Below are 20,154 nucleotides of genomic sequence, written 5' to 3' on the forward strand. Positions count from 1 at the left end.
TATTGCTTTTCATACAGAGAGGAATTGGGGAAATTTATACTTTTTCGATTGAATGGAAATGTGGCTTAGTTTGCGTTTACTATTGCGCTCAGAGTAATGAGATAAATCGCCCCATAAGAGAGCCACAATGACGACTCAACTAGTTGAAAAACGCCTAGCGCCTAAATTGATGATCCAAGATCTGGATGAATTTATGGCGAAGATTGAAGAGCTTGCATCCCTGTTAAAACTGGATCTGAGCTTTGCTCAAGCTGACCATATTGCGCTGCGAATTAATGATACTGAAACAGCAAAAGCCGCGCATGAAGCATGGAATCAATACGGTAAGGTGATTTCACAAGCGAAAATCAACGGTCGTCCAATCATCGTTATCGAATTCGACAAAGCGTTGGAAAGCCGTGGTTGGAAGATTGAGTGTCTGGAACTGCCATACCCTGCGGAAGGCAAAATCTACCCAAATGAAAGCTGGGAACATGTGGAGTTTGTGATTCCGTCTCATGCCGAAACTGCAGACGAGTTTCTTGCTGATTTGAAACACACTTACCCAGCGTTTGGCGCGCGTTTTAATGAGTTGGAAGAGCTAGGTGTGAAGATCAAACTGTCGAGCCCGAAAGGGGATGGCGAACGCTTGAACAACCCAACCGTGGCGTTTAAGTACCAAGACATTTGTATCAAACTGCACCCGCATTCACTTAAGCGTATTGTGGAGTCTGAGCAGGCTGAATAAGCAAGTTTTGAACGACTAGAAAGAAGAAAGGTTTGCAAATGAGCAACCCTTTCTTTCATTCAAAAGCGATGAACTTAAAGGATCACTGTCTTATTCCCATAAACAAAGACGTGGTCATTGATCACTTTATTCAAAGCCTTACTCAATACGTTCTTCTCTACATCGCGTCCCGCTTGCGCCATATCTTGGGCATTGAATGTATGGTCGACAGGAATTACGTCTTGCTTGATGATCGGCCCTTCATCTAAATCATTAGTCACGAAGTGTGCTGTTGCACCGATGATTTTCACACCGCGATCGTAAGCTTGTTGATATGGCTTCGCGCCAATAAAAGCAGGTAAGAAGCTGTGATGAATATTAATGATTTTGTGGTGATATTTCTCAACAAACGTCGGCGTTAATACGCGCATGTATTTAGCTAGCACCAAAAAGTCAGCATCGTATTGATCGATCACTTCTAGCATCTTCTGCTCGTGTTCTTCACGGCTAAGGTTTTCATGGGTCACATGGTGGTAAGGAATGTCGAAGCGTTCAGTGAGAGTTTGCAGTTTGTCGTAATTCCCCACCACAGCGGCGATCTCAACATCTAGGCTTCCATCGTAGGTTTTCATCAGAATATCGCCTAAACAATGCGCTTCTTTTGTGACGAGAATGACGATGCGCTTACGGCGAGAGCCAACCAATTTACGCTTAGCACCTTGCGGGAGAGCTTGGTCCAAGTCGGCAAGAAACGTTTGATCGTTGAAGTACCCCTCCAACTCCGTTCTCATGAAAAAGTGGCCACTGGTATTATCAACAAATTCGTTATTGTGAACGATGTTGAGTTGGTGCTTGTAACAGATATTAGTAATTTTCGAGATGAGACCCGGGGCGTCAGAACAGTGGGTCAACAGTGTTTTCTTTTCCATAAATCAGGTACTTCCATGCATTAATATTTTAGCGTACGAATTTGTTATTATTCCCTGGCGGGTGTAACTGTACTGCCATGTTTCACCATAAATAATCTATTCTTACGTTGGTTTCAACAAAATATCCGCGTGTCGCCGCAAGCTGGTCAGATTGTGGGCTGATGTCACTCCTATTCCTCTGATATACTCTCGATAATTTTTCAAACTCAATACCAAGCATGATCGCAAAAACTTTTTCCTCTGATGGCGCGTTAGGTAAGGCCATTCCTGGCTTTCAAGCTCGTCAGCCACAAATCGATATGGCGGAAGCCGTCAGCAGTGCGATCAAAGATCAAACCCAGTTGGTGGTGGAGGCAGGAACCGGAACCGGTAAGACCTTCGCCTACTTAGTCCCTGCGCTGTTAAGCGGTAAAAAAGTGATCATCAGTACAGGCTCGAAAAACTTGCAAGAGCAGTTGTACCATCGTGACTTACCGCTCATGGTCAATGCGCTTGGTTTTTATGGCCAAGTGGCGTTATTAAAAGGGCGTTCTAATTATCTGTGTTTGGATCGTTTGAGCCGCCAAATGGTCGAAAGCCACACTAATGAATCTGACCCGACGTTATTAACTCAACTGGTTAAAGTGCGTGCTTGGTCATCAGAAACCAAAACAGGTGACCTTGGTGATTGTGATGATCTGCCAGAAGACAGCATGATCATTCCGACTATCACCTCAACCAATGATAACTGTTTAGGTAAAGAATGTCCGAGCTACACTGATTGCTTTGTATTGAAAGCGCGTAAGCGAGCCATGGATTCCGACATTGTTGTAGTGAACCATCACTTGTTTCTTGCTGATTTAGCGATCAAAGAAACAGGATTCGGTGAACTGATTCCAGAAGCCGATGTGTTTATTTTTGATGAAGCTCATCAGTTGCCAGATATTGCGAGCGAATATTTCGGCCAGTCAGTTTCAAGCCGCCAAATTCACGATCTTGCCAAAGACATTGAAATAGCCTATCGCACCGAAGCCAAAGATATGCGTCAATTGCAAAAAGTGGGCGACAAACTCATGCAAAGCGCAATGGACATGCGGATTGTATTGGGTGAGCCAGGCTTTCGTGGCAACTGGCGTGAGGCGTTGCAATCAGGTTCTATTAAGCGAGAATTATTGCGCTTAACTGACAGCCTCGAATTGGCGATTGATGTACTCAAAATAGCCTTAGGGCGCAGTCAATTACTGGATACCGCCTTTGAACGAGCCAATTTGATCAAAGGCCGTATCGACCGGGTATGTGATGTCGATATTACCGGTTACTCATACTGGTACGATACCTCGCCTCGTCATTTCGCTCTGCACATTACGCCTCTTTCTGTCGCGGACAAGTTCCATGAGCAAATAGAGATTAAACAAGGCGCTTGGATTTTCACGTCAGCAACCCTAGCCGTATCGGGCGATTTCAAGCACTTTACTGAGCGCCTTGGCCTCAAGCCTACAAAGCAATTTTCTCTGCCGTCCCCCTTTGATTATCAAAAGCAAGCGCGCCTTTGTGTGCCAAGGTATTTGCCAGAGCCAAACAGTAACGGCTTAGCGGATAAGTTAGTCCGAATGCTTGCTCCGGTGATTGAAGAAAATGATGGTCGCTGCTTCTTTTTATGTACCTCGCACAGCATGATGCGTGAACTAGGTGAGAAGTTCCGAGAAGTACTTGAGCTGCCTGTGTTAATGCAAGGGGAGATGAGTAAGCAGAAAACCTTGGCGGAGTTTATGGAACTGGGTAACGCTTTACTCGTGGCGACGGGCGCTTTCTGGGAAGGGATTGATGTTAGAGGTGATGCGCTGAGCTGTGTTATTATCGACAAATTACCGTTTACCGCCCCTGACGATCCGTTACTCAAAGCCCGTATCGAGGATTGTCGATTACGTGGCGGTGAACCATTTGCTGAAGTACAAATCCCGGATGCAGTGATTACGTTAAAGCAGGGAGTCGGGCGATTAATTCGAGATCAGAAGGATCACGGTGCGTTGATCATTTGTGATAATCGCCTCGTCACGCGAGACTATGGTGGTATTTTCCTCGGAAGTCTACCACCTATCCCAAGGACGCGAGACTTAGATGGAATCAAAGCATTCCTGAAAGCAGAACAATCTGTCACAGACGCAAGTGCTGAGGCATAACCCAATAAATGAGAGTTGTAGAGAGTTAAATGAGCGCAAAAATTCTTGCTATCGATACAGCGACTGAAAACTGTTCAGTTGCGTTGTTGGCTAATGATCAAGTGATTTCACGTAGCGCGGTTGCACCACGCGATCACACCAAAAAAGTACTGCCAATGGTTGATGAAGTACTCAAAGAAGCTGGCCTGACTCTACAAGAGCTGGATGCGTTAGCGTTTGGACGTGGTCCAGGTAGCTTTACTGGCGTTCGTATCGGTATTGGTATCGCACAAGGTTTGGCGTTCGGTGCTGACTTACCTATGATCGGCGTTTCAACGCTGGCTGCAATGGCTCAAGGTAGCTATCGCTTACATGGTGTGACCGATGTCGCTGTGGCTATTGACGCACGTATGGGTGAAGTTTACTGGGCACGTTACACTCGCCAAGCAAACGGTGAGTGGGCAGAGATGGATGCAGAGTGCGTAATTCCACCAGCACGTCTCGTTGAAGAAGCACAAGCAGACGACAAAACGTGGACGACAGCAGGTACTGGTTGGGATGCTTACCAAGAAGTATTAGCAGACCTACCGTTTAATTTGACGCATAGTGACGTTCTGTACCCTGATTCACAAGACATCGTGATTCTTGCTGAACAAGAATTTAAAAAGGGTAATACCGTGCCGGTCGAAGATTCGAGCCCTGTTTATTTACGTGATAATGTGACATGGAAAAAACTTCCTGGTCGCGAATAGTCCGTTTTTCATTAACCTGACAAAAAGCAGGGCGTTTGCCCTGTATTTTTATGGAGTGCTATGGCGTCGATTAATGGCTTGCCTCCTTCTTTGATTCCCGGTGCAAATCGCACTCATAAAGCCAGTCAAAAGAAGCAGGTAAATAAATCACAAACAAAGCAGCCTGTAGGTCAGCCTTCAAAGGTTGCTAACGCCGTGGCGCACTCCATAAAACACGTGGATGAGTCCCAAATTCACCGAGCTCAAGTGCAATATGACCTTCCTGAAGGGGGCGCACGTAAAGCAATGGAGCAGTACATGGATGTCATGAATCGAGCTAAAAAAGAGGAACTGGCTCAATTACTTGGTGTCGATATTTACGTGTGAGATCTCCCCAGCTTGGGGTTACTAATATTGAAAGGTGGTTTATGAAGGTTTTTGGACGGTTTTTTCTCGCATTATTTGCTACGGTTGGTTTGTCTGCGTGTAGCTCTTTGCCAGAGGAGCTAAATGCAAGCACAGAATTGGTCGTTACAGACTATAAAGCGTTTGCTGAGTCTCAGGGGCAAGTGAGTGAAGATGTTCGCCTTGGTGGAATCATCGCTAAAGTGGATAACTTTAAAGATAAAACGCGTCTAGAGATTGTAAACCTTCCTATCAGTAAGTCTGGTAAACCTGATATTGATGAAGAGCCTACGGGGCGTTTTGTCGCCTATTTTGATGGCTATTTAGAGCCTGTCGCCTTTAGTGAAGGCCGTTTGGTGACGGTTGTAGGCAAAGGAGCAGGGGAAGAAGAAGGAAAGATCGGTGAGCACGGTTACATCTTCCCAGTAATTAAGGGGGAAGGGTACCGTTTATGGAAAATTGAAGAACGTGTACGCATGTATGACTCGCCAACCTACTTTTACCCATGTTACTCGATTAACTGCCGCATGTGGCGTAATGATTTCCCGCAAGACGGTAAAGTGATAAAACAGGTCAAATAATCTGCGATGCATGAGCGTCAATTCGAGCTTCCTGCCGGCAAAATGGCAGCCCTTGAGATAGGGAACGAGAAAACGGCTGACTTGTCAGTCGTTTTTCTTCATGGGTGGTTAGATAATGCGGGCAGCTTTAAAGCGCTCATGGAGCAGTTGAATCAACTTAATCCTCACTTACACCTCCTCGCCATCGATCATTTTGGTCACGGTTTATCGAGTCATAAATCTCACGATAATTATTACCCCTTTCACGACTATATTGCCGATTTGTATCAGTTTTTGGACGAATTATCACCAAACAGACTGATATTAGTAGGGCATTCACTTGGTGCTTTAATCGCAAGTTGCTATAGTGCAGCGTTTCCAGAGCAGGTCGAAGCTCTTGTGCAAATTGAGGGAGCAGGACCTCTTCATGAGGATCCTACTAACAGTTTGCCTCGTCTTCGCGATGGCGTTTTAAGTCGAATAAGACAGCAAAACAAGCCAGAGCGAGCCATTGCCTCCTTCGATCTGGCGTTAAAATTACGCATGCAAGCCAACCAATTAACCGCTGAGCAACTTCTACCGATAGTCGAGCGTGGAACAGAGCAGCGAGGAGATAAATGGTATTGGCGGCATGACGCCAAGTTAAAATGTGCGTCGCTTTACCGAATGGCGCAAGCGCATGCTAACTCGATTACCAGCCAAATACGTTGTCCTCATTTGATTGTATTAGGCGATCAAGGATTTCAGAATTTACCATCTAACCAAGCTGATTGGGGAGAGAACCCACCGCAAGTGGTTTCTGTCAAGGGTGGTCATCACTGTCATTTAGAGCAAATACTCGAGGTCGCAACGCGAATTCTTGGTGTAGTTAACAAAATTTAAACAAGTGTTTGAGAGTTGCGTGCTCAAGCACGTTCGCTGTGCTGTAATAGCTTTCAAAATAAAAAGGACGCTATTTTTTAGCCAGTTATAAACGAGGAGTAACATCGTGGATAAACCATGGCTTTCACGTTATCCAAGTGACGTACCTGAAACCATTAATCCAGAGCAATATGAGTCTTTGGTAGAAATGTTTGAACAGTCTGTACAAAAATATGCAGACCAACCAGCATTCATGAACATGGGCTCGGTTATGACCTTCCGTAAATTGGAAGAGCGTAGTCGCGCATTCGCAGCGTATCTGCAAAACGAGTTAAAACTGCAAAAGGGTGACCGCGTCGCTCTGATGATGCCAAACTTACTGCAATACCCAGTAGCATTATTTGGTATTTTGCGTGCAGGTTGTATCGCCGTAAACGTTAACCCACTTTACACTCCTCGTGAACTTGAACACCAATTGAATGACTCAGGTGCGACGACGATTGTGATTGTGTCTAACTTTGCGAACACGCTAGAACAAATCGTAGATAAAACACCAGTCAAACACGTAGTGTTAACCAGTCTTGGTCAAATGCTGCCACGAGCGAAAGGTACGATTGTCGATTTTGTCGTGAAGTACGTTAAGGGCATGGTGCCTAAGTACGATTTACCTGGTGCAATCTCAATGCGTCAGGCTCTACGTAAAGGTCGTCGTCTACAATACGTTAAACCGTTTATGTCTGGGGATGACATTGCATTCCTGCAATATACGGGGGGGACGACAGGTGTCGCGAAAGGTGCGATTCTGACTCACCGCAACATGATTGCGAACGTTTTACAGGCAAAAGGCGCGTACGGACCGGTCTTGTCTCCGGGGCGTGAATTAGTCGTGACAGCGTTACCGCTGTATCACGTATTTGCTCTTACCGTAAACTGTCTGCTGTTTGTCGAAATGGGTGGTCGTAACTTACTTATTACCAACCCTAGAGATATTCCAGGGTTCGTGAAAGAGCTACAAAAGCATCCGTTTACCGCGATTACGGGCGTGAATACCTTATTTAATGCATTGGTCAATAATGAAGATTTCCACGAGTTGGATTTCAGTAATCTACGTTTAGCCGTTGGCGGCGGCATGGCAGTGCAGCGCTCAGTGGCAGAAAGATGGCAAAAGACCACGGGTTGCTATTTGCTCGAAGGTTACGGTCTAACAGAGTGTTCTCCGTTGGTGGCGGCATATCCGCATGATCTTGTTGAATACAATGGCTCTATTGGTCTGCCGGTACCATCAACAGAAGTTCGTATCGTGGACGAAGAAGGTAACGCTCTTGCGAATACTGAAACTGGCGAACTTCAAGTTCGTGGTCCTCAGGTTATGCAAGGTTACTGGCAACGACCTGAAGCAACGAAAGATACGATTAACGAAGACGGCTGGCTATCAACCGGCGACATCGTTAAGTTCGATGACGAAGGCTTCCTGCATATCGTTGACCGTAAGAAAGACATGATCTTAGTATCAGGCTTTAATGTTTACCCGAACGAAATCGAAGACGTTGTAGCACTTCACGGCAAAGTACTTGAAGTTGCTGCTATTGGTCAGCCGCATGAAGTGTCTGGTGAATTAGTGAAGATTTATGTCGTGAAACGCGATCCGAGCTTGACCAAAGACGAAGTGATCGCGCATTGTCGAGGACACTTAACTGGCTACAAAGTTCCGAAGTTGGTTGAGTTCCGCGAAGACTTACCTAAAACCAATGTCGGTAAGATCTTGCGTCGTGTTTTACGCGAAGAGAATGACGCTGAACTTGCGAAGAAAAGCGCATAAGCCGATTTCGTCGAGTCGAGAGATTTAAAAAATGATAGAATGCCAGCGTTTTGCTGGCATTTTTATAGCGAGAAGTATGTGAACTATCAAATTATTACTAAAAACAAAGACCTAGAAGAGGTTTGCACTCATGCCCGAGAGGCAGACGTAGTGATGCTGGATACCGAATTCGTTCGTATTCGCACTTTCTACCCGCAGTTAGGTCTGATTCAGCTTTTCGATGGTAATCGCCTCTCGCTGATTGATCCGACTGAATTAACGGATATGACGCCGTTTGTAGCGCTATTAAAAGATACTTCTGTGCTAAAAGTGCTGCACGCATGTGGTGAAGATTTAGAAGTTTTCCAAAACGCTTTTGGTTGTACACCATTCCCTATGGTGGATACGCAGCTGATGGCCGCTTTTCTCGGTCACGGCCTATCGACAGGCTTCGCATCGCTGGTGGAAGAATATTTAAGCGTAGAGCTCGACAAAAGTGAATCACGTACCGACTGGATGGCTCGTCCACTGACACAAAAGCAATTAGATTATGCTGCCGCAGATGTTCATTACTTGTTACCGTTATACGAAAAGCTGTTCGATAAGGTGACGCAAGCAGGTTGGTGGGAAGCTGTACAGCAAGAAAGTGATTTACTCGTTTCGAAACGTATTCGCGTAACCAATGAAGAGAATGCCTACCTTGATATTAAGGGCGCTTGGCAATTAAAACCTTCTGAGCTGGCGATTTTAAAGCCATTGGCGACGTGGCGTTATCGTGAAGCAATCAAACGAGATTTAGCGCTGAACTTTATCTTCAAAGAAGGTGATCTATTAACGGTCGCTCGTCTTGGTTTAACGAACTTTAAGAAGATGGAAGCAGAAGATATTGATATCCGAGCGATTAACCGCCATGGCGCGAAGATTGCCGCGATTGTTAAACAAGCGAAGCAAACACCTTCTGAAGAGTATCCTGCGAAAATTGAGCGTTTAATGGACTATCCGGGTTACAAGCAGGTCTTCAAAAATATGAAAGACTTGGTGAAATCGGCTTCGCAGAAGTCAGGTTTAGCCACGGAGTTCCTTGCCTCTAAAAAGCAGATCAATCAGTTGATCAGTTGGGTTTGGAAAAAAGATCGTGACCCAGAAGTATTGCCTGATTTGATGCAAGGGTGGCGTTTGGATTTACTCGGCGACAAGATGAACAAAGCATTAAAGTAATGAAAGATGAAAAAGGTTGGCCTCGATGCCAACCTTTTTCGTTCTAATTAGAGCATTCGTCTTGCGAGAGAAACTGATTACTTTTCTTCGTCTGGTAGCTTCACATTCAGCTCAAGAACTGAGATATCGTCGTCTTTGTGCTCAAATGTTAAGTCAACCATATTTGGATCAATTGCCACGTACTTGCTGATCACCTTCAAGATGTCTTCTTTTAATTGAGGCAAGTAAGACGGCGCAGGATCATTTTGGCTGCGGCGCTCTGCGACAATGATTTGCAAACGCTCTTTAGCTAGATTCGCAGAAGTTTTCTTCTGTGGACGGAAAAATTCTAATAATGACATGTCTAGCCTCCAAAGAGTCGTTTAAAGAGTCCTTTCTTCTCCTCAGTAAGGAAACGAAATTCAACCTGATTGCCTAATAAGCGATCAACGGTGTCAGAATAAGCCATACCCGCATCGGTGTTATCGTCAAAAGTGACTGGCACACCTTTGTTTGACGCGTTAAGCACGGCTTGGCTTTCTGGAATCACGCCCAGTAGTGGAATATGTAAGATCTCCTCTACGTCTTCAACGCTTAGCATTTCGCCTTGAGTGACGCGAGATGGGTTGTAGCGAGTCAGTAGAAGGTGCTGTTTTACTGGCTCTAGCCCTTGTTCTGCACGCAGTGACTTGGAATCTAAAATACCGAGAATGCGGTCAGAGTCACGCACAGAAGAGACTTCTGGGTTCGTTGTGACAATGGCTTCATCGGCATAGTACAAGGCCATTAACGCGCCTTGCTCGATACCTGCTGGTGAATCACAAATAATGAAATCAAAGCCCATTTCATCAAGTTCGCCGAATACGCGCTGAACACCATCTTTTGTCAGTGCGTCTTTATCACGAGTTTGAGAAGCAGGAAGAATAAATAGGTTGTCCGTGCGCTTATCTTTGATCAGCGCTTGGTTTAATGTCGCTTCGCCGTTAATGACGTTCACAAAGTCATACACGACGCGGCGCTCACAGCCCATGATTAGATCGAGGTTACGCAAACCGATGTCAAAATCGATCACCGCGGTCTTTTTTCCCTTAAGAGCTAGACCAGAGGCGATGGCTGCGCTTGAAGTGGTTTTACCAACGCCACCTTTACCAGACGTTACTACAATAATGCGTGCCATTTTTTTTCCTTTTTAGATTAAATCGCGAGAACTTCTAAATGTAATGATTCATCGGCTTTACTGATCATTACTTTCTTTTGCCAGTACTCGCTTTCAATTTGATCGCTTAACCAGTAGTCACCCGCAATGGATACCAGTTCTGCTTGTAAATCGTGGCAAATAATACGCGCTTCCTGCTGACCACTTGCTCCTGCAATCGCACGACCTCGAAGTGTGCCATGGATATGAATAGAGCCGTCAGCAATGACTTCAGCACCTGCACTTACGTGCGCTAGCACCACCAAATCACCATCTTTTGCGTAGATCTGTTGTCCTGAGCGGACAGGCGTACGAACTACTTTCGTTGGTGCCATTTTGGCAGGTGCTTGGCTTGGCGATTTGCTCGCCGACATAATGGCGAAGCCAGCTTCGGAAGCAAGGTTTTGTACACGCTTGTCTTTACAGCCCGTTACACCGACCGGAATAAAACCGGCATCTGAGATGCCTTGTTTAAGCTTAGGGAAATCAATGTCGCCTTGTACTTTTGCTATATTGATTACCAAAGGCGCGGATGCAAAAAAAGAAGGTGCTTGAGAAACTTTTTCTTGCAAAAATTCGACAGTCTTTGCGATCTCATTGTCAGAAAGGTGTAAAACTGACAATGTAAAACTGCTACCTTTAAGGTCTGGTGAATGGGTCATCGTGGACTTCTTGCCTTTATTGAAAGAGCGTTGCCTTAAACTAGGTATGTCATGTTATATTTCATCCTTTGACGCAGCAAGTTCTCTCGTGGGCAAATAGGTGAATTAATCTCAAATTTGCTATTAAGTTTGCGAGAATTTGACGTTTACAACCTAATCCGCACTCAACGCGGCTAAATCAGCATAAAAGGCGTGTCATGCTTTGTTCTATTTATAAAAGCTCGAAAAAAGAAGGTACTTATCTCTATATTCCGAAAAAGGATGATTTTTCACAGGTTCCTGACACCTTAATGCAGATGTTCGGTAAGCCTATCGCTGTCATGACGATTAAACTTGATGGCCGTAAATTGGCACAAGTTGATATCGAAAAAGTGAAGGCTTCATTACAAAATGATGGCTTCTTTCTTCAGGTTCCACCGCCACCGGAGAACCTATTAGAAAAGTACAAAGAACAAAAAGCCCAGCAGAAAGGCGAATAACGTCATCGTTTTTCATCTGGGATTTCTGCCTTGCTCAAGGAGGGCAATATGAAAAAGATACTGGCTACCATGCTTAGCGTTGGTATGTGTACCTCGGCTTTTGCAAGTAGCGAGGGTTTTGATGAATACTTGAATAAGCTGCGTGCTGAAGCTCGTGATAAAGGTATCTCAGAGCAGGTCATTAGTGCTGCTTTTGCTAATGTTGAGTACAAGCCCCGAGCAGTAAAAGCGGACCGAAACCAACCAGAAAAGAAACTGACATTGGATGAGTACATTCCTCGCGCGGTGCCTGAATGGAAGGTGAAGCAAGCCAGACAACTCTACAAAGAGCATTACACCGAGCTAAAGCGTATAGGCGATGAGTACGGTGTCCACCCGCGCTTTATTGTGGCACTTTGGGGAGTTGAAAGTAACTTTGGTAAGTTTACCGGCAACTTTAAAGTGATTGATGCACTATCCACAATGGCATTTGAAGGCCGTCGTGAAGAGTTTTTCCGTAAAGAGACCATGTCGGCACTGCAGATCCTCGATCAAGGCCATATTGAGCTAGAGAACTTTAAAGGCTCATGGGCTGGTGCGATGGGTCAATGCCAGTTTATGCCAAGCTCTTTCCTTCGTTTTGCTGCTGACGGCAACGGGGACGGTAAAAAAGACATATGGCAATCTGAAGCGGACGTGTTTGCATCAACCGCTAACTATTTGAGCAAGTCTGGTTGGGATGATAAATATACTTGGGGTCGCCAAGTTAAGGTTCCTAAAAATATTGATCGCAGCCTAGAAGGGCGCACGGCTGAAAAAGGCAAATACCTTCAAGAGTGGAGCCAATTAGGTATCACAAAATATGACGGTAGCCCGTTGCCAAAACTGGATGAAGACATCAAAGCATGGTTGATCATGCCGGACGACGAGAATGGTCGTACGTATCTGGTTTACAATAACTACAACGTATTGATGAAGTGGAACCGCTCTTACTACTTCGCACTTGCTGTGAGTCACTTGGCTGACCGCATTAAATACTGATCTGCCATCAAACAATTTGGCATTCAGTCTTCAATACAAGGGCTCTTCGGAGCCCTTTGTTTTTTCTATAACCAAATCGAGGTAAAGCGTGTTATCTGAACGTGCCGCACAAATGGTGATTTTCTCCGCTCTTCTTAAACACAAAAGCTTCACAGCTGCTGCAAAGAGCTTAGGCGTGTCGGTGTCTCATGTGAGTAAACAGTTGAGTCAGTTAGAAGCGTCTCTTGGTATCAAGCTTGTTCAACGCACTACGCGAAGCTTTACGCCGACTGAGGCAGGGAAAACCTTTTTTCATCACTGTGAGCAAGTGGTACAAGCGGTGAGCAGCGCCACATTAGAGATGGAAACCCAGCGGGATGAAGTGGCAGGTTTGGTACGTCTTGGGTTGTCGCAATCATTTGGTACCTTACATATCATCCCAGCGATTCAAGAGTTACGCGAACTGTATCCTCAACTTCAAGTGGAAGTACATCTGTTTGACTATAAGGTCGATATGTTAGCCGAAGGGCTCGATTTATGGGTAACCAACAATGAGCATTTGCCTGAAGGTTACATTGCGCAGCGTTTGACGGATTGCCAGTTTGTTGTTGCGGCATCGCCAGATTACTTATTGAAACATGACACGCCAACAGAACCTGATGACCTATCTGCTCACAACTGCCTCATATACAGAAGCTGGGAGCGTGACTATACGGGGTGGGCGTTTACCAAAGATCAGCAAGAATTGAATGTAAAAGTTTCGGGTAACTATTCAGTGGATCTGGCAGAAGCCGTCCGGGATGCTGCTATTGCAGGTTGGGGTATTGCCTACCTTGCCACTTACTTGCTGGGTGATGAGTTCAGAACGGGTAAGTTAATACAGCTGTTACCTGACTGGAAAGCCAGCCAGTCGATGCCGTTTTATGCGGTATACCCAAGCCGCCAACATATGCCAAAAAAAATATCCGCAGTGATTAACTTTATCAAACAGAAGATCGGCAACCCTTGTCATTGGGACCAACGTTTGGCGCCTTACATCTCTATTCCTAAATAACAGGATCAATGACGTTGTAGAACGACATATAAGGTGATTCACTTCACAAAAATTTTTCCTGAACCAGAAACATATTTTCCATATGGAAATGATTAAAATAAGCAAACGTTTATCTTTAATAAATTCAATTAGTTATTGGGTTGATTGATTATTGGTCGCTTAAACTTTTCACATTGTTAACATCCTCAACTTGCAGCATTTTGAGTCCACTATACAATCCGGTGCCTTCCATATCCCCCTTCTGTCGGATTCATTTTATGAACTCAATTATTGGTATCGTAGCCATACTATTCCTAGCATGGCTACTTTCTACAAATAGAAAAAATATAAAGCTGAGAACGGTGTCGTTTGCGTTTGCTTTGCAGGTACTGTTTGCGTTGTTGGTTTTATATGTGCCAGCAGGACGAGATGCGCTGAATTCAGTGAGCAGCGTTGTGTCGAATTTGATCAACTATGGTCAAGAGGGCATTGCGTTTTTATTCGGTAATTTGGCGACAGGGGGCTTCACCTTTGCGATCAATGTTCTGGGTATCATCGTTTTCTTTTCCTCTCTTATCTCAGGTCTTTATCACATTGGTGTGATGCCAAAAATCATTAACTTTATCGGTGGTGGTATTCAAAAGCTGCTGGGTATCGGTCGTGCTGAGTCTTTGTCTGCTACGGCGAATATCTTTGTTGGCACTATTGAAGCTCCATTGATGGTAAAGCCTTACCTAAAACACATGACTGACTCGCAGTTCTTTGCAGTTATGACAGGCGGTTTAGCGTCAGTTGCTGGCGGAACGTTGGTTGGTTACGCATCACTGGGTGTCGACCTCAACTATCTTATTGCTGCTGCATTTATGTCGGCACCTGCCGGCTTGTTGATGGCAAAAATTTTAATGCCAGAAGATACGGATAAAGCAGCAGATATCGACATTAGCCAAGTTGAAATTCCACGTGCAACCAACGTAGTAGAAGCATTAGCCGATGGTGCCATGGCGGGTGTACGCATTGCTGTATCGGTCGGTGGTACGTTACTGGCGTTTATTAGTGTCATTGCAATGCTAAACGGCATGTTAGGCTGGATAGGTGATCTTATTGGGACACCATTAAGTTTTGAGCTCATCCTAGGTTTTGTGTTTGCGCCAGTCGCTTGGTTGTTGGGTATCCCATGGCAAGAAGCAACCACAGCAGGCTCGCTGATTGGTAACAAGATTGTGGTGAATGAGTTCGTCGCTTTCATCCAGCTTGCAGAAGTGAAGTCTCAACTTAGTGAACACTCACAAGCAATCGTGACGTTTGCTTTGTGTGGCTTTGCAAACATCTCAAGCATGGCGATGCTGATTGGTGGGTTGGGCTCATTGGTACCAGAAAAGCGTGCATTTGTTTCTAAGCATGGTTTCCGTGCGATTATCGCTGGTGTCATGGCGAACTTAATGAGCGCTTCGATTGCGGGCGTGATTTTAAGTCTGTAATTGAAATAGATATCAACAATTAGCAAAAAGGCTCCTTGCGGAGCCTTTTTCGTATCTTAAGTTTTACGTTATTTGTCTGTGTGGAACTGTTCGCAAGCGAGCATCGTGTTCTCAATTAAACTTGCGACGGTCATTGGGCCAACGCCACCAGGAACAGGAGTAATAAAGCTCGCACTTTCACGTGCTTTGTCGTATTCCACGTCGCCAACTAGTTTGCCTGAATCAAGACGGTTAATACCGACATCGACCACCACTGCGCCTTTTTTAATCCACTCACCAGGGATGAAGTTAGGCTTACCAACCGCCACCACGACAACGTCAGCTTGACGCACATGACTCTCTAGGTCTTTGGTAAAACGGTGACATGTTGTTGTTGTGCAGCCCGCAAGCAGCAGCTCAAGTGTCATTGGACGACCAACAATGTTTGATGCACCAACCACAACCGCATGTTTACCACGTAGCTCAATGTTGTAACGGTCGAGTAGGGTAATTATGCCCTTTGGCGTGCAAGAGCGAAGCTTTGGAATACGCTGCGCAAGACGACCAACGTTGTAAGGATGGAAGCCATCCACGTCCTTCTCTGGGTGAATGCGCTCTAAAACATGTGTTGTGTCTATGCCCGCAGGAAGGGGTAATTGCACTAGAATGCCGTCAATTTCATCATCGTTGTTTAATTCATCAATCAGAGCTAGTAACTCTTCTTCTGAGCTAGACGCAGGAAGGTCAAAAGACTTAGAAACAAACCCAACTTCTTCACATGCGCGGCGTTTGCTACCGACATAAACCTGAGAAGCAGGATCTTCACCAACTAGAACCACTGCTAAACCAGGAGCACGTAGCCCAGCTTCAACACGTGCTTTAACACGTGCAGCCACTTCAGATCGAACAGTTTGGGAAATGAGAGTTCCGTCTATATTTTGAGCAGTCATGACTTTCCTTATAAATTAAGAAGGCAGATTATCTGCGGCGCATTGTCGCAGAATTTCTTATCAACATCCATAAGCAAACGTTTGCTTTGTGGTGTTTTTGAACATTAAGCGTTTTAATGGACTTTTTTTAGGCATTCAGATCAGAATGTTATGAAAACCCGTTGATTTACCCGTTTGAACTCGTATAATCCTGTCCCTGTAGCGCGCCCTTAGCTCAGCTGGATAGAGCACGTCCCTTCTAAGGATGTGGTCATTGGTTCGAATCCAATAGGGCGTGCCATTTATTCAAAAGCCCCGATAACTCTTTGAGTTGTCGGGGCTTTGTCGTTTTTAGGTTTTTGGCTGTAATTGCCACTCTATCTACAACTTTTGAATGGCATTCTAGCCATTGCAATTTCTAGCAATCTGGATAGCCACCAACAAAAAAGCGCTGGTTAACCAGCGCTTTTGCATTTATTAAGGGAATTACATCTTTTTAAAGATGATGGAGGTGTTGATGCCGCCAAAGGCGAAGTTGTTACTCATCAAATATTTCACGTCCAGCTCTCGACCTTGTCCAGCGATGTAGTCTAAATCGCCACATTGCTCGTCGAGGTTTTCTAGGTTGAGCGTTGGGTTAAACCAACCTGTGTGCATCATTTCTAAACCTAGCCACGCTTCAATCGCGCCACAGGCGCCTAGTGTGTGGCCAAAGTAGCTCTTGAGTGAACTGATTGGCACTTTGCCCAGAGCATTCGCTGTTGCGTTGCTTTCCGCAATATCGCCGCGGTCGGTGGCAGTGCCGTGAGCAGATACATAGTCGATCTTCTCAGAAGGAATGCCCGCGTTTTGCAAAGCCATTTCCATACAGATTTGCATGGTTTCCATCTGTGGTTGAGTGACGTGTGCGGCATCGCAGTTGCTGGCAAAACCGATGATTTCTGCATAGATTTTCGCGCCACGAGCGACGGCGTGTTCGTACTCTTCCAGAACCAGTGTTCCCGCACCTTCACCAATCACCAAACCATCGCGATCGGAGTCATAAGGTCTTGGTGTGCTTTTCGGGTCTTCATTCTTTAGACTGGTGGCAAAAAGGGTATCGAAGACAGCAGATTCCGTTGGGCACAATTCTTCAGCGCCACCAGCAACCATCACCGTTTGGTAGCCGTGTTTGATCGCTTCGTAGGCATAGCCGATTGCTTGGCTGCCAGAAGTACATGCACTGCTGGTTGGGATCACTCGGCCTTTCAAACCGAAAAATAGACCAACGTTCACTGCCGTAGTATGCGGCATCATCTGCACGTAAGTCGTTGCGGTGATCGCTTTAGTGGTTTTCTCATTTAGCATGACACCAAATGCACCGATTGCGTCGGTACTGCCTGTTGATGAGCCGTATGCGATACCCGTTTGACCGTTGGTTAGCACGTCGTTACCAATCAAACCTGCTTGGCTTAGTGCGTTTTCTGTTGCGACGGTCGCCAATTTGGAAACACGCCCCATGCCGCGTACTTGCTTGCGCTTGTAGTGCTTTGGCAGTTCAAAATCTAAAATTGGTGCCGCGAGCTTGGTGTTCAAACCATCATACTGTTCGTAAGAAGGCATGTATTGCGTCGCGTTCTGGCAGTCACGCAGTTTTGGTTCGACAGACTGCCAATCGTTACCAAACGCAGTCACGCCTGACATTCCGGTTACAACAACTCGACGGCTCATACTAGGCCTCCGTTTACCGAAATGACTTGGCGAGTTACATAGCCTGCGATGTCAGACATAAGGTAACTGACTAAACCAGCAACTTCTTCTGGCTCTCCCATGCGGCGCAAAGGAATTTGCGGCATCGCGTGTTCTTTCACGTGTTCGTCTACCATGCCTGTGTCGATAAGCCCTGGAGCAACGCAGTTTACGGTAATTTTGCGTTTTGCCAGTTCAAGAGCGAGTGATTTTGTTGCACCAATTACGCCCGCTTTCGCTGCGCTGTAGTTAGTTTGACCACGATTCCCCATTAGGCCAGAGACTGATGCAAGGGTAACAATTCGGCCTCCTTTGCGCTTTTGCACCATTGGCATAACACAAGGGTGAAGAACGTTGTAGAAGCTATCTAAGTTGGTATGAATCACACCATCCCATTCTTCTTCGGTCATCGCAGGGAAAGCGGTATCTTTTGTGATGCCAGCGTTGTTTACGACGCCATAGTAAGCGCCGTGTTCGGCGATATCGGCTTCTAGCTTCTCACGACAATCTGCACGGTCACTGATGTCGAATTGGATAAGACGACCGCTACCACCATGCTGTTCGATGGTGTTTAGGGTGTCTTGCGCGCCTTGTTGATCGCCCATGTAATGGACAATGACTTGGAAACCATCTTTGGCTAATTGAACGGCAATGGCTTTACCGATGCCTTTGCTGGCACCTGTAACGAGGACTTGTCGGGTCATTGTTGACTCCTGATTTTCATTTCTTGTAATTTTTCTTCTGATGGAACGTAAACGTTCAATTGGCAAGTCGCTACAACAGTTCCTTGTAGCTCAATACGGGCTGAAAAAACCGCCATACCGTTATCTTCCATAACTTTTTCAGCATACACATCGAGCACCTGTCCGCGAGAAAACGCATCGCATTCAGACGTGTATCGACGGCTACCAAGCAAAAAGCCAATCGGTGGCGCTTGTTCTTTCATTAATGCGTGGTAACCAGACCACGCCGCGACAGATTGCGCCATAAACTCAATGCCAACGTAAGCTGGCACGGTTTGAGAGGTCGAGTCGAAGAACGGGTTGTGTTCTGCGATATCAACCTGGCAGTGAATCGTATCTTGTTGAACATCCAAAGCACGATCAACCAAGATCATTGGTTTGTCGTGTGGCAAAAGTTGTTCGATGGGAGGAAGTTTAGTCATGAGCGTAACCAAAAATAAGACTAATATTATTGCCACCAAAAGCAAAAGAGTTGCTGAGAATCGCTTTGTTACCCAGTTTGGTTGGCGTCTCAACTAACGATATATGGATATCGTCTGCTTTGGTTTCGCAGTGTTGTATTGGCAAATCAAGGTTATACTTGAGAATATGCCAAGCGATCGCGGCTTCCGTTGCACTTGCTGCACCTAATGTGTGTCCGGTAAGTGGCTTTGTCGAGCTTACGGGAACGGAGTCTCCAAAGCAGCGATGAATGGCTTTGCTTTCCATCGCATCGTTTAACGGCGTTGCTGTGCCATGCGCGTTGATGTAACCAATGTCTTGCGCTGTAAGTCCTGCATTGGCCAACGCTTTGTTCATCGCTTCTTCTGCGCCTAACCCTTCTGGATGTGGTGCGGAAATATGGTGTGCGTCTGAGCTGTCGCCAGCTCCGAGAAGAGCAACGGGCGCAGGTGTTTTGCTTAGCAACATTAATGCTGCGGCTTCGCCGATATTGATGCCGTTGCGATGTTGATCAAACGGCTTACAAAGGCTATCGGATAGAGCTTCTAAACCGTTAAAGCCGTTTAGTGTGAGGCGACAAATGGTATCCACACCACCCACAATGACCGCATCAACAATGCCAGAGCGAATCAGGCGTTGCGCGGTTAAAAAGACACGACCACTAGAAGAACAGGCGGTTGAAACTGAGTAATGTGGGCCGCTCAAATCAAAGTAGGCGGCAATAAAATCGCTGCAGTTGCCAAGCTCTTGTTTGGTGTAATGGTAGTCGGCAGGAAAATTACCCTTTGCCAGCTTTTCACCAAATGCGATTTCGCCATCTGAAATGCCAGATGTGCTGGTGCCGATCACGACTGCGATACGGTCACGACCATATTTAGCAATGGCGTCACGCACGTCGCCTTCGATTTGCTGCAAAGCCGAAAGTGCGAGGCGGTTGTTTCTCGTATCAAACCGGCTGAAAGCTGGTGGTAATTTCGGTAACGGCTGTGCAATTCGACCGATTACTGTTTGTCGGCCTGAATTCAAAATGTCTTGGTCAACCACCATGTTGGATGGTTTCGCTCCCGATAAACATTGGTGGATGAGCGTGTCATCTGGCCCCATGGCAGAGTGAAAGCCACAGGCCTGAATATACAAAGGTTGAGAAGAGCGAATAGGCATAT

Annotated in this window: 21 protein-coding genes and 1 tRNA gene; 13 read left to right on the top strand and 9 right to left on the bottom strand. The window is 45.8% G+C overall.

Annotation, left to right across the window (positions count from 1 at the left end; translation table 11 throughout):
* Positions 1 to 127 precede the first annotated feature (127 nt).
* Entirely contained in the window at positions 128 to 727 is a 600-nt protein-coding gene (locus tag R7R78_RS15230) for a VOC family protein (protein ID WP_225473944.1), read from the top strand.
* 74 nt (positions 728 to 801) lie between these two features.
* On the opposite strand, the gene purU is transcribed toward R7R78_RS15230, so the two are convergent.
* Complete coding sequence (gene purU / locus R7R78_RS15235; protein ID WP_005382206.1) at positions 802 to 1,635, bottom strand: formyltetrahydrofolate deformylase; 834 nt, start codon at positions 1,633 to 1,635, stop codon at positions 802 to 804.
* Between the two features lie 218 nt (positions 1,636 to 1,853).
* Between purU and R7R78_RS15240 the strand changes: the two genes are divergently transcribed.
* The 7 genes from R7R78_RS15240 (at position 1,854) to rnd (ending at position 9,346) form a co-directional block, all read left to right on the top strand.
* Positions 1,854 to 3,794 (top strand): ATP-dependent DNA helicase, encoded by a 1,941-nt coding sequence (locus tag R7R78_RS15240; RefSeq protein WP_005382210.1) that lies wholly within the window; start codon positions 1,854 to 1,856, stop codon positions 3,792 to 3,794.
* A 29-nt stretch (positions 3,795 to 3,823) separates the two neighbouring features.
* Positions 3,824 to 4,525, top strand: a complete 702-nt coding sequence (gene tsaB / locus R7R78_RS15245) for a tRNA (adenosine(37)-N6)-threonylcarbamoyltransferase complex dimerization subunit type 1 TsaB (protein WP_017819943.1) — start codon at positions 3,824 to 3,826, stop codon at positions 4,523 to 4,525.
* Positions 4,526 to 4,585: 60 nt separating this feature from the next.
* On the top strand, positions 4,586 to 4,891 hold the full coding sequence (locus tag R7R78_RS15250) for a hypothetical protein (RefSeq protein ID WP_017819942.1): 306 nt from the start codon (positions 4,586 to 4,588) through the stop codon (positions 4,889 to 4,891).
* A gap of 41 nt (positions 4,892 to 4,932) precedes the next feature.
* A complete protein-coding gene (locus R7R78_RS15255; protein WP_005382214.1) occupies positions 4,933 to 5,490 on the top strand; it encodes a Slp family lipoprotein in 558 nt (185 codons plus the stop codon).
* A 6-nt stretch (positions 5,491 to 5,496) separates the two neighbouring features.
* A complete protein-coding gene (locus R7R78_RS15260; protein WP_005382215.1) occupies positions 5,497 to 6,351 on the top strand; it encodes an alpha/beta fold hydrolase in 855 nt (284 codons plus the stop codon).
* A gap of 106 nt (positions 6,352 to 6,457) precedes the next feature.
* A complete protein-coding gene (gene fadD / locus R7R78_RS15265) occupies positions 6,458 to 8,149 on the top strand; it encodes a long-chain-fatty-acid--CoA ligase FadD (RefSeq protein WP_085569960.1) in 1,692 nt (563 codons plus the stop codon).
* Between the two features lie 78 nt (positions 8,150 to 8,227).
* Positions 8,228 to 9,346, top strand: coding sequence for a ribonuclease D (gene rnd, locus R7R78_RS15270; RefSeq protein WP_085569974.1), 1,119 nt, complete (start codon positions 8,228 to 8,230; stop codon positions 9,344 to 9,346).
* 77 nt (positions 9,347 to 9,423) lie between these two features.
* On the opposite strand, the gene minE is transcribed toward rnd, so the two are convergent.
* From minE to minC, 3 genes are read right to left on the bottom strand one after another with little or no spacing between them, the layout of a single operon-like run.
* A complete protein-coding gene (gene minE, locus R7R78_RS15275; RefSeq protein ID WP_005388332.1) occupies positions 9,424 to 9,687 on the bottom strand; it encodes a cell division topological specificity factor MinE in 264 nt (87 codons plus the stop codon).
* A gap of 2 nt (positions 9,688 to 9,689) precedes the next feature.
* Positions 9,690 to 10,502 carry a septum site-determining protein MinD gene (gene minD, locus R7R78_RS15280; RefSeq protein ID WP_005388331.1) on the bottom strand — a complete coding sequence of 271 codons (813 nt, stop codon included), beginning with the start codon at positions 10,500 to 10,502 and terminating at the stop codon, positions 9,690 to 9,692.
* 17 nt (positions 10,503 to 10,519) lie between these two features.
* Positions 10,520 to 11,182: a septum site-determining protein MinC gene (gene minC / locus R7R78_RS15285; protein ID WP_005382304.1), complete on the bottom strand. Its 663-nt coding sequence runs from the start codon at positions 11,180 to 11,182 to the stop codon at positions 10,520 to 10,522.
* A 197-nt stretch (positions 11,183 to 11,379) separates the two neighbouring features.
* Between minC and R7R78_RS15290 the strand changes: the two genes are divergently transcribed.
* From R7R78_RS15290 to R7R78_RS15305, 4 genes are all read left to right on the top strand, one after another.
* Positions 11,380 to 11,661 (top strand): YcgL domain-containing protein, encoded by a 282-nt coding sequence (locus R7R78_RS15290; protein ID WP_005382303.1) that lies wholly within the window; start codon positions 11,380 to 11,382, stop codon positions 11,659 to 11,661.
* A gap of 48 nt (positions 11,662 to 11,709) precedes the next feature.
* Positions 11,710 to 12,681, top strand: a complete 972-nt coding sequence (locus R7R78_RS15295) for a lytic transglycosylase domain-containing protein (protein ID WP_005388330.1) — start codon at positions 11,710 to 11,712, stop codon at positions 12,679 to 12,681.
* 88 nt (positions 12,682 to 12,769) lie between these two features.
* Positions 12,770 to 13,714 carry a LysR family transcriptional regulator gene (locus R7R78_RS15300; RefSeq protein WP_017634801.1) on the top strand — a complete coding sequence of 315 codons (945 nt, stop codon included), beginning with the start codon at positions 12,770 to 12,772 and terminating at the stop codon, positions 13,712 to 13,714.
* Between the two features lie 257 nt (positions 13,715 to 13,971).
* Positions 13,972 to 15,171, top strand: coding sequence for a NupC/NupG family nucleoside CNT transporter (locus R7R78_RS15305; protein ID WP_005382298.1), 1,200 nt, complete (start codon positions 13,972 to 13,974; stop codon positions 15,169 to 15,171).
* A gap of 68 nt (positions 15,172 to 15,239) precedes the next feature.
* Here the strand turns inward: R7R78_RS15305 and folD are convergent, their stop codons facing one another.
* Entirely contained in the window at positions 15,240 to 16,100 is an 861-nt protein-coding gene (folD, locus tag R7R78_RS15310; RefSeq protein ID WP_005382297.1) for a bifunctional methylenetetrahydrofolate dehydrogenase/methenyltetrahydrofolate cyclohydrolase FolD, read from the bottom strand.
* Between the two features lie 203 nt (positions 16,101 to 16,303).
* On the opposite strand from folD, the gene R7R78_RS15315 reads away from it, so the two are divergent.
* Positions 16,304 to 16,380: transfer RNA gene (locus tag R7R78_RS15315), tRNA-Arg, on the top strand.
* A gap of 185 nt (positions 16,381 to 16,565) precedes the next feature.
* On the opposite strand, the gene R7R78_RS15320 is transcribed toward R7R78_RS15315, so the two are convergent.
* The 4 genes from R7R78_RS15320 to R7R78_RS15335 are packed head-to-tail and all read right to left on the bottom strand — an operon-like array spanning position 16,566 to position 20,152.
* Positions 16,566 to 17,789: a beta-ketoacyl-ACP synthase gene (locus R7R78_RS15320; protein ID WP_053307508.1), complete on the bottom strand. Its 1,224-nt coding sequence runs from the start codon at positions 17,787 to 17,789 to the stop codon at positions 16,566 to 16,568.
* Positions 17,786 to 18,511 (bottom strand): 3-oxoacyl-ACP reductase FabG, encoded by a 726-nt coding sequence (gene fabG / locus R7R78_RS15325; RefSeq protein ID WP_005388326.1) that lies wholly within the window; start codon positions 18,509 to 18,511, stop codon positions 17,786 to 17,788. Before fabG ends, R7R78_RS15320 begins: the two co-directional genes overlap by 4 nt.
* Entirely contained in the window at positions 18,508 to 18,972 is a 465-nt protein-coding gene (locus R7R78_RS15330; RefSeq protein WP_074191022.1) for a hotdog family protein, read from the bottom strand. Before R7R78_RS15330 ends, fabG begins: the two co-directional genes overlap by 4 nt.
* Positions 18,965 to 20,152 (bottom strand): beta-ketoacyl-[acyl-carrier-protein] synthase family protein, encoded by a 1,188-nt coding sequence (locus R7R78_RS15335; RefSeq protein ID WP_225473946.1) that lies wholly within the window; start codon positions 20,150 to 20,152, stop codon positions 18,965 to 18,967. Before R7R78_RS15335 ends, R7R78_RS15330 begins: the two co-directional genes overlap by 8 nt.
* Positions 20,153 to 20,154: the final 2 nt, after the last annotated feature.

The organism is Vibrio sp. 2134-1, assembly GCF_033339495.1.